Here is a 9,512-nt window from a genome sequence, read left to right as displayed (position 1 = left end):
TTTGTTTTTTCTCCCCAAAAACGATGGGGCTCCGTTAACCAAAAAACCGGGTGCGCGGGAAAACGGGGGCCGGGCCGGTGGGGTCTGGGGGCCCGAACGAACGGGCCCGCGCGCCAACCCGCGCGCCCCTTTCTGTTTCTGGAACACGATCGGGCTTGGCCGGCACGTCGCGCTGGAGGTTATGGCGGTTCGCATTCTCGCTGCCATTCTTCGCGTTTTTTTGCTATGTCGGCCGCAGCGCTTCCAGACAAAGGCCCATCTCCATGCCCCTGCCCGACGACAGCCGCTATCTCAAAGGTGGCCCGGTCGCCCAACGCATCATCGCTGCCGTTCGCGAGGACGCAACGATCGCCACCGCCGAAGGTTTTCCGCCCAAACTGATATCGATCACCGTCGGCGACACCGCAGCGGTGGATGTCTATGTGCGCAACCAGCGTGCCAAGGCGGCATTGGCCGGCATCGGTTTCGAGGAAAGACGGTTTCCCGCCGACATCACATCAGGCGAACTGGAAGCGGCGATCCACGGCCTTAATGCCGATCCACGCGTCACCGGCATCATCATCCAGCGGCCGGTGCCGGCGCATATCCCGATCAAGACGCTGCAGGCGGCAGTGCATCCGCTCAAGGACGTCGAGGGCATGCATCCGGCGTCCATCGGTAACATCGTCTACAACCAGCTCGACCTCGCGCCGTGCACGGCCGCCGCTTCGGTCGAACTGCTTAGGGAAACCGGCCTCGATCTCAAGGGGCTCGAGGTCGTCATCGTCGGCCATTCCGAGATCGTCGGCAAGCCGATCGCCTTCCTCTTGATGAGCGAAGGCGCGACAGTGACGGTCTGCCACCACATGACGCGTTCGGTGGCAGCGCACGCGCGCCGCGCCGACGCGCTGTTCGTCGCGGTCGGCAAGCCGCGGCTGATCAAGGCCGACATGGTCAAGCCGGGTGCGGCCGTCATCGACATCGGCATCAATGCCGAGATCGGACCGGACGGGGAAAGCCGCATCGTCGGCGACGTCGATACCGAGAGCGTCAAGGAGGTGGCGTCCTGGATAACGCCCGTCCCTGGCGGAGTCGGTCCCATCACCGTGGCGATCCTTTTGCGCAACACGATGGTGGCGCTCAGCCGGCAACGCGTGCGCTACCAGGCGACCTACGGTGTGGTGGACAAGTTGGCGGCGGAGTAGGGCACAGGGCGGCGCCAGCCCCCTCACCCAGCCTCCGCTTCGCTCGGCTGACCTCTCCCCGAAGGGAGAGGAGACTGTCGGCGCCGGCGCCAACCTCTTCTCCCCAGCGGAGAGAAGGTGGACGCGAAGCGGCCGGATGAGGGGGCCTGGCGCCCACGACCGTCCTGTTACTCAGACTGTAACCAGCTTTTCTTCCGGAACGCCCTCCGGCTTCGGGCCGCCATACGCCCAGTCCAACAGCTTGATCGTGTGCACCACCGGCAGCTTCGCAGCCGAGGCGATCTGGGTGATGCAGCCGATATTGCCGGTGGCGACAATTTCAGCGCCCGTTGCCTCGATATTTCTGACCTTGCGGTCACGCAGTCTTGCCGAAATCTCGGATTGCAGGATGTTGTAGGTGCCGGCCGAGCCGCAGCACAGGTGCCCCTCGCGCGGCTCGCGCACGACGAAGCCGGCCTTGGCCAGCAGCTCCTTGGGCTGACGGGTGATCTTCTGGCCGTGCTGCATCGAACAGGCGGAGTGATAGGCGACGATGGTGCCCGGCTTGCGCACGGGTTCCGGCAGGTCGAGGCTCACCAGATATTCGGTGATGTCCTTGGCCAGCGCCGACACTCGCGCCGCTTTGCCGGCATAGGCCGGGTCGAGGCGCAGCATGAAGCCGTAATCCTTGATTGTGGTGCCGCAGCCGGACGCGGTGATGACGATTGCATCGAGCCCGCCCCGGTCGATCGCGCGCGTCCAGGCATCGACATTGCGCCTGGCCGCAGCAAGCGCGGCCGCCTCGCGGCCCATATGATGCACCAGCGCGCCGCAGCAGCCCTCGCCCTCAGGCACGACGACGTCGACGCCCAGCCGCGTCAGCAGCGCGACCGTCGTGTCGTTGATGCCGGGATCGAGTACGGATTGCGCGCAGCCGGTGAGGATGGCGACGCGGCCAATTTTTCTCGCACCCTGCCCGGCATGGATGCCCGGCGAAGCCATTGGCGATGCGACGGGAACCGACGCCGGAGCGAGCTTGAGCATCGCGCCCAGCGGCTTCAATGCCGAGACCTTTTCGAACAGTCCGACGAATGGCTGGCCGAGTTTCGCCAGCTTGAGCGCGGTGCGAAAGCGCGTGGGATAAGGCAGCACGAATGCCAGCATCGCGCGCGTCAGGCGATCGAGCAGCGGGCGCTTGTAGGTTTCCTCGATATGGGCGCGGGCATGATCGACCAGATGCATGTAGTTGACGCCCGACGGGCAGGTGGTCATGCAGGCGAGGCAGGACAGGCAACGGTCGATATGGGTGACGATCTCCTTGTCGGCGAGGCGACCGTTCTCCAGCATGTCCTTGATCAGGTAAATCCGCCCGCGCGGCGAATCCAACTCGTTGCCAAGCGTCACATAGGTCGGGCAGGTGGCTGTGCAGAAGCCGCAATGCACGCATTTGCGCAGGATCTTTTCCGATTCCGCGACATGCGGATCGGTAAGCTGGGCAGCTGAGAAATTTGTCTGCACGCAAAGAAATCCTATAGCCCGAGGAACCAGCTTTCCGGGTTTTTAACCGGCTCGCCACGCTGCAGCGCCTGCAGGCCGAGAATGCAGCGGGCAATGAACCAGACGGCGACGGCGAACATCAGCACGACGCCTATCGCCACCATCATCAGCACAACCGAGATCAGCGCATAAAGCAGGCCGATCCAGAAGGTGCGGATCAGGAACGTGTAGTGGCTCTCGACGAAGCCGCCTGATTTGCCGCGGTTGATATAGGCCAGAACGATTCCGACAATGCCGGTGACGCCGATGACGAGGCTGGCAAGATAGAGGATGTAGATGACCAGTGCGTTGGTCGGACCGGGCTCCAGCCAGCGGTCGGTCTGGCGCGGCGCGGGTTTACCTGAGTCGGTCGGGCCTGGGTTGATGTCGCTCATGATGCTGCTCCCTCGGTTGCCGAGCCAAGAGTAGCAGAGCCTGCAGCCGGCGCCATACGGCCGGGATTGAGGATATTCTTGGGATCGAACTCGGCTTTGAGCCGCGCCGACAATGCCGCCAGTTGCGGCGCCTGTGGCTCGAATACCGGCACAGCGGTGCGATGCGAAGGGGCGGAGCGCACCAGCGTCGCATGGCCGCCGCCATATTGTCTCACCAGTCCGCGCAGGAGATCGGCTTCGGGATCGCCATGTTCCATGCGCAGCCAGGCCAGTCCACCCTGCCAGTCATAGAAGGCATCGACGGCCGCCTGCATGCGCAGCGCCAGCACCATCTGGTGACCTTGCGCCGGCGCCATAGAGACCCGCCACACCGGCTTTTCCAGGCCGTCGGCAAACGGCGCGCAATCTCTGATATCGCGCCAGACGGAACGCGAGATCTCGCCCGAAATCTCCTCGATCGGGCCGGCATTTCGGAGCAGGTCTTTCAGCGCGGCGATGCGGTATGCGACCGACGGCCCAAACCCTTCGACGCGCAGCAATGTCGCCGCGGCACCGCCGAGACTGCCGCCGGCGACCCGTGCGGCGACGCGTTCAGGAAGATGGGCAGCGCTCGACACTTCCGCACTGGAGCCGAGCGCCAGCGCCATGGCCGCGGCGGCATGGTCGTCGAGCAGGCCACGGACGGCGAGCGTGACTTCGGTTTCGGCAGCGGGCAGGACCTTGAAGGTGACGTCGGTGAACACAGCCAGCGTGCCCCAGCTGTTGGCCATGAGCTTGGAGAGATCATAGCCGGTGACGTTCTTAACCACGCGACCGCCCGACTTGAAGGCCTCGCCGCGGCCCGAAACCGCTGCAATGCCGAGGATATGATCGCGCGCCGCGCCCGCCTTCAGCCGGCGCGGGCCGCAAAGGTTCGCCGCCAGCACACCGCCAATGGTGCTTTTTCCCTTCTCGCCGCCGAGCAGCGGGCCATAATCCAGCGGCTCGAAGGCAAGCTGCTGGCCGTTTTCGGCAAGCAGGCCTTCGATCTCAGCGAGCGGCGTGCCGGCTTTCGCCGACAGCACCAGTTCGGCCGGCTCGTAGAGCGTGACACCGGACAGTTTCGACAGGTCGAGCGTATGTTCGGTCTGCAGCGGACGGCCAATGCCGCGCTTGGAGCCATGGCCGAGGATTTCGAGCGGCGATTCTTCCGCCGCGGCCCAGGCGACGGTGGAGATGACTTCGGCTGATGTGGATGGGGTGAAAGTGGTCAAAGCCTATGCTCCCGAAGTTTTTCGAGAACTGCCTCACCTCTTGGCGACAACCTGTAACCGACATCAAGGCTCTCGGTCAGGCCAAGTCCCTTGAGCTTGCGGACATCCTGTTTGAATTTCGGCTTTTCGACGCTGAGCTTTTCGGCGAGGGATGCTGCTGATGTGGCAACGTTTTTCGCAATCAGGCTGAGTATCGCAGCGAAGTAGCCAGGAGCGGTCTTGTCCCAGCGTTCGAAACGCGCCGCAAGCGCATGCCAGTCGGCATCGGACAGGTCCCCCGAATTGCGCAAGCCAATCCGCGCGTCGACCTCAATGCCGTCGAAAGCAATCCGGTAGAGGCTGCGATCACCACCGGCGCGGAGATCAGCAAGGAGGGCGGCGCGATCGGCGTAACCCGCAGCCATCGCATCTGCGTCAGTCAGTCCGGCCTCGTCTGTCGGTTCGACCTTGCCGATGCGCACGACGCCGGCTGCCGTCCGCAGCCTTGTGCCAGCCTTGACCGTCGGCCGCTTCCATCGGCGAAAGGCGAGCGTAATGTCGCCGCGGGCGATGCCATCGAGGGTGGATTGCCTGAGCAGCATCCCTCAAAACCTCGGAATGTCGGGAAACGCCACCTGCCCCCGGTGCACATGCATGCGCCCGAGTTCAGCGCATCGCCTCAACTGCGGAAACACCTTGCCCGGGTTGAGCAGATGGTTGGGGTCGAAAGCGCATTTGACCCGCATCTGCTGGTCGAGGTCGATCTGGTTGAACATTTCCGGCATCAGGTCGCGCTTCTCGACGCCGACCCCGTGCTCGCCGGTCAGCACGCCGCCGACCTTGACGCAGAGCCGCAGGATGTCGGCGCCGAAGCTTTCCGCCTTGTCGAGCTCGCCCGGCATATTGGCGTCATAGAGGATGAGCGGATGCAGGTTGCCGTCGCCGGCATGGAAGACATTGGCAACGCCGAGCCCGTATTTCTCGGAGAGCTCTCGCATGCCGGCGAGCACGCGCGGCAGTTCCTTGCGCGGGATGGTGCCGTCCATGCAGTAATAGTCAGGTGAGATGCGGCCGACCGCCGGAAAGGCTGCCTTGCGACCGGCCCAGAAGCTCAGCCGTTCCTGCTCCGACTGCGAGATGCGGCATGTGGTCGAGCCGTTGCTATAGGCGATGGCTTCGACAAGGCCGATCAAATGATCGACCTCGACGCCGGGCCCATCGAGCTCGACGATCAGCAGCGCCTCGACGTCCAGGGGGTAACCGGCATGGACGAAATCCTCGGCCGCGTGGATCGCCGGGCGGTCCATCATCTCCATGCCGCCTGGGATGATGCCGGCGCCGATGATGTCGGCGACGCACTGGCCGCCCTGCTCGCTGGTCGGAAAGCCGATCAGAAGCGCCCGCGCCGTCTCCGGCTTCTTCAGGATCCGCACGGTGACTTCGGTGACGACGCCAAGAAGCCCTTCGGAACCGGTCATGACGCCGAGCAGGTCGTAGCCTTCCGCGTCGAGGTGCTTGCCGCCGAGCCGCACCACCTCGCCGTTCATCAGCACCATCTCGATGCCGAGCACATTGTTGGCGGTAAGACCGTATTTCAGGCAATGTACGCCGCCGGAATTCTCCGCGACATTGCCACCTATCGAGCAGGCGATCTGGGAGGATGGATCGGGGGCGTAATAAAAGCCCTCCTGCTCGACGGCGGTGGTGATGCCGAGATTGGTGACGCCGGGCTGGGCGACGACGATGCGGTTTGGAAAATCGATCTCGAGGATGCGGTTGAAGCGGCTCATCACCAGCAGCACGGCATCTTCGAGCGGCAGCGCGCCGCCGGACAGCGAGGTGCCGGAGCCGCGCGGCACGACGCGGATATTGCGGTCGTTGCAATATTTCAGCACGCGCGACACCTGCGCCACCGTTTCGGGCAGCACCACGACCAGCGGCAATTGCCGATAGGCGGTGAGGCCGTCGCTCTCGAACGCACGCATCGAATTGGCCGCGTCGACGACGCCTTCGCCCGGCACGATGATGCGCATCTCGGCGACGATCTCGTCGCGCCGGCGCATCGTGGCGTCGTCTGGCTTCGGCATCAGCAGGCCGGACATTCACAGCCTCCTTCAATTGAGTGGTAAAAATGTTTTACCAGCGACTTGTCTCTGTTGCAAATCCCACTTGCCAAATTTGGGAAACCCGACGGCTCGCAATTTTCGATGTCGAGAATGTTTTGCCACAAATAAGAGATTAGCCGAAGACGATATCCGCCTCAGCGTCGCAATCTGCCCGGCGAACCAATTGGATAAATAATTTGACCACTTAGCGACACTGGCTTTATCCTGCGCAACACCGGTTCAACCCAGGCATTCCCGTTGAGCGACATTTTCTCCAGGATCGAGCATTCTCGCACCGCCGACGAGGTGGTGCAGCAGATCGAAAACCTGATCCTCGAAGGCGTCCTGCGCACCGGCGACAAGCTGCCGGGCGAACGCGAGCTGGCGCGTCGGTTCGAAGTATCGCGGCCGATCCTGCGCGATGCGCTGAAGGTGCTGGAGGGGCGCGGGTTGCTGACGACACGGCCCGGCGGCGGCACCCATGTCGCCGACGTCATCGGCCAGCTGTTCACCAAGCCGGTGACGGACCTGATCTCCATGCACCGCAAAGCGGCGACCGACTATCTGGAATACCGCCGCGAGATCGAAGCGGTAGCGGCCGAGTACGCGGCGCGACGCGCCACATCCGACGACCTGGCGCTGCTCGACCGCATCATGGCGCGCATGGACGAGGCGCACCGGACCGGCAACTTCGACGACGAGGCGGAAATCGACGTCGAGTTCCACCACGCGATCTGCGAATGTGCGCACAACATCATCCTCTTGCATACGCTGCGCTCGTGCTACCGGCTGCTGTCGGAGGGGGTGTTCCAGAACCGGCTTTTGGTGTTCAACGTGCCGGGCGCGCGCGAGGCGCTGCTTTCGCAACACCGGGCGATCTACGCAGCGGTGAAAGCCGGCGACCCGGCGGCTGCAAGACAGGCGGCCATGGACCACATCACCCATGTCGAACGCGCCATGACCGAGGCCGAGCGCAGCGGCGACTGGCAGCGCGTGTCGCGCCTGAGGCTCATGCAGCGCTCCGAAGCCGGCGACAGCGAGCCGGCAAAGAAACGCTCTTGAGCGCCGGCAAGAAAAAATCAACAACGACGAATTAGCGAAGAACCAGCGGGAAGCCCATGAGCATGATCCTCACCATCGCCGATCTCAAGGACCTGGCGCGCCGCCGCGTGCCGAAGATGTTCTTCGACTATGCCGATTCAGGTGGATGGACCGAAAGCACCTACCGGGCGAACGAGGAAGATTTCCAAAAGATCAAATTCCGCCAACGCGTGCTGGTCGACATGAGCAACCGTTCGCTGGAATCGACCATGATCGGCGAGAAAGTGGCGATGCCGGTGGCGCTGGCGCCGACCGGCATGACCGGCATGCAGCACCCCGACGGCGAGATGCTGGCGGCGCAGGCGGCGGAGGAATTCGGCGTGCCGTTCACGCTGTCGACGATGAGCATCTGTTCGATCGAGGATGTCGCATCGGTGACCAAGAAGCCGTTCTGGTTCCAGCTCTACGTGCTGCGCGACAAGGATTTCGTCCTCGACCTGATCGACAGGGCGAAGGCAGCGAAATGCTCGGCGCTGGTACTGACGCTCGATCTGCAGATTCTCGGCCAGCGTCACAAGGATATCCGCAACGGGCTTTCGGCGCCGCCGCGTTTCACGCCGAAGCACATGTGGCAGGTGGCGACCCGGCCGGGCTGGTGCATTGGCATGGCAGGCACCAAGCGCCGGACCTTCCGCAACATCGTTGGCCACGCCAAGGGCGTCGGCGACCTCACCTCACTGTCGTCATGGACGACGGAGCAATTCGACCCGCATCTGTCGTGGAAGGACGTTGCCTGGATCAAGGAGCGCTGGGGCGGCAAGCTGATCCTGAAGGGCATCCTCGACAAGGAAGACGCGCTGATGGCGGCCAAGACCGGCGCCGACGCGATCATCGTCTCCAATCATGGCGGACGCCAGCTCGATGGTGCGTCGTCGTCGATCGGAGTACTCGAAGAGATCGCCGACGCGGTCGGCGACACGATCGAGGTCCATATGGATGGCGGCATCCGCTCGGGCCAGGATGTGCTGAAAGCGCTTTGCCTCGGTGCCAAGGGCACCTATATCGGCCGGCCTTTTCTTTACGGCTTGGGCGCGCTCGGTAAGGAAGGCGTGACAAAAGCCTTGGAGATCATCCGCAAGGAGATGGACATAACGCTGGCGCTGTGCGGAAAGCGTTTGGTAACCGACATGGGCAAGGATCAGCTTCGACGTTAGACTCCCGTGACGGCATGATCACAGAGATGCAAGCATTGACCGCCCCCGGCATCCACTTTCTCGACGCGCGCGGACCGGAAGGCATCCGCCTTTATGCGGTCGGCGACGTGCATGGCCGGCTCGACCTGCTTGCCGCCATGTACCACCGGATTGCGGCCGAGATCCGCCAGGCACGGCCGGCCGACTGGCGTGTCATCCATCTCGGCGACTATGTCGACCGCGGCCCGGATTCCAAGGGGGTCCTCGATTTCCTGATCGAAGCGCAAAAACGCGACCCGCGCCACCTGATGCTCGCCGGCAATCACGACATCGGCTTCCTCGACTTTCTCGACACACCGGATGCGGACGGGCTTTTCATGCGCTATGGCGGCATCCAGACCGCGCAATCCTACGGCGTGGCGCTCAATGAAGGCGGCGGCGCGTGGTTTGGCAGGTCCGAGGCAGCACTGCGGCAAGGCCATGCAGCGCTTGTCGAGGCCGTGCCGAAAAGCCATGTCGACTTCCTGCAGTCGCTGCCGTTTTCATTGACGTTCGGCGACTTCTTCTTCTGCCATGCCGGCATCCGCCCGGGCATTGCGCTGGAAAGTCAGAGCACGCAGGACCTGATCTGGATCCGCGATATCTTCCACAACCATGCGGGCCTCCATCCGAAGATCGTGGTGCACGGCCACACGCCGGTGCCGGAGGCGGAGGTGATGATCAACCGCGTTAACATCGACACGCTCGCCTGGCAGACGGGAAACCTTACCGCGCTCGTCGTGGACGGCGCGGACAAGCGTATCCTGGTGGTATCGGGGGAGAGAGCTTAAAAGCGGCGGCGCGCTTC

Annotated in this window: 9 protein-coding genes; 4 read left to right on the top strand and 5 right to left on the bottom strand. The window is 63.6% G+C overall.

Features of this window, described 5'->3' with window-relative positions:
• Positions 1-263 precede the first annotated feature (263 nt).
• A complete protein-coding gene (locus NKH73_RS25915; RefSeq protein WP_352937222.1) occupies positions 264-1,184 on the top strand; it encodes a bifunctional 5,10-methylenetetrahydrofolate dehydrogenase/5,10-methenyltetrahydrofolate cyclohydrolase in 921 nt (306 codons plus the stop codon).
• Positions 1,185-1,355: 171 nt separating this feature from the next.
• Here the strand turns inward: NKH73_RS25915 and glcF are convergent, their stop codons facing one another.
• Genes glcF through NKH73_RS25890 form a run of 5 tightly spaced genes read right to left on the bottom strand, consistent with a single transcriptional unit; the run spans position 1,356 to position 6,428 of the window.
• The gene (gene glcF / locus NKH73_RS25910) at positions 1,356-2,681 is read right to left on the bottom strand and encodes a glycolate oxidase subunit GlcF (protein ID WP_352937221.1); all 1,326 of its coding nucleotides are present in this window, start codon (positions 2,679-2,681) and stop codon (positions 1,356-1,358) included.
• An 11-nt stretch (positions 2,682-2,692) separates the two neighbouring features.
• Entirely contained in the window at positions 2,693-3,094 is a 402-nt protein-coding gene (locus tag NKH73_RS25905) for a DUF4870 family protein (protein ID WP_352937220.1), read from the bottom strand.
• Positions 3,091-4,347 carry an FAD-binding protein gene (locus NKH73_RS25900; RefSeq protein WP_352937219.1) on the bottom strand — a complete coding sequence of 419 codons (1,257 nt, stop codon included), beginning with the start codon at positions 4,345-4,347 and terminating at the stop codon, positions 3,091-3,093. The genes NKH73_RS25905 and NKH73_RS25900 overlap by 4 nt, the downstream gene beginning before the upstream one ends.
• Positions 4,344-4,928 (bottom strand): ASCH domain-containing protein, encoded by a 585-nt coding sequence (locus NKH73_RS25895; RefSeq protein ID WP_352937217.1) that lies wholly within the window; start codon positions 4,926-4,928, stop codon positions 4,344-4,346. Before NKH73_RS25895 ends, NKH73_RS25900 begins: the two co-directional genes overlap by 4 nt.
• A gap of 3 nt (positions 4,929-4,931) precedes the next feature.
• Positions 4,932-6,428 carry an FAD-linked oxidase C-terminal domain-containing protein gene (locus NKH73_RS25890; protein WP_352937216.1) on the bottom strand — a complete coding sequence of 499 codons (1,497 nt, stop codon included), beginning with the start codon at positions 6,426-6,428 and terminating at the stop codon, positions 4,932-4,934.
• Between the two features lie 261 nt (positions 6,429-6,689).
• Here NKH73_RS25890 and NKH73_RS25885 point away from each other — a divergent pair, with 261 nt between their 5' ends.
• The 3 genes from NKH73_RS25885 to NKH73_RS25875 are packed head-to-tail and all read left to right on the top strand — an operon-like array spanning position 6,690 to position 9,495.
• Complete coding sequence (locus tag NKH73_RS25885) at positions 6,690-7,493, top strand: FadR/GntR family transcriptional regulator (protein ID WP_352937215.1); 804 nt, start codon at positions 6,690-6,692, stop codon at positions 7,491-7,493.
• 56 nt (positions 7,494-7,549) lie between these two features.
• On the top strand, positions 7,550-8,686 hold the full coding sequence (locus NKH73_RS25880) for an alpha-hydroxy acid oxidase (protein WP_292405417.1): 1,137 nt from the start codon (positions 7,550-7,552) through the stop codon (positions 8,684-8,686).
• A 35-nt stretch (positions 8,687-8,721) separates the two neighbouring features.
• Complete coding sequence (locus tag NKH73_RS25875; RefSeq protein ID WP_352937228.1) at positions 8,722-9,495, top strand: metallophosphoesterase; 774 nt, start codon at positions 8,722-8,724, stop codon at positions 9,493-9,495.
• Positions 9,496-9,512: the final 17 nt, after the last annotated feature.

Source organism: Mesorhizobium sp. M0938, from assembly GCF_040319125.1.
GTDB lineage: Bacteria > Pseudomonadota > Alphaproteobacteria > Rhizobiales > Rhizobiaceae > Mesorhizobium > Mesorhizobium robiniae.
The sequence above is the reverse complement of the archived record's forward strand: the minus strand, read 5'-3'. Positions and strand labels throughout refer to the sequence as shown.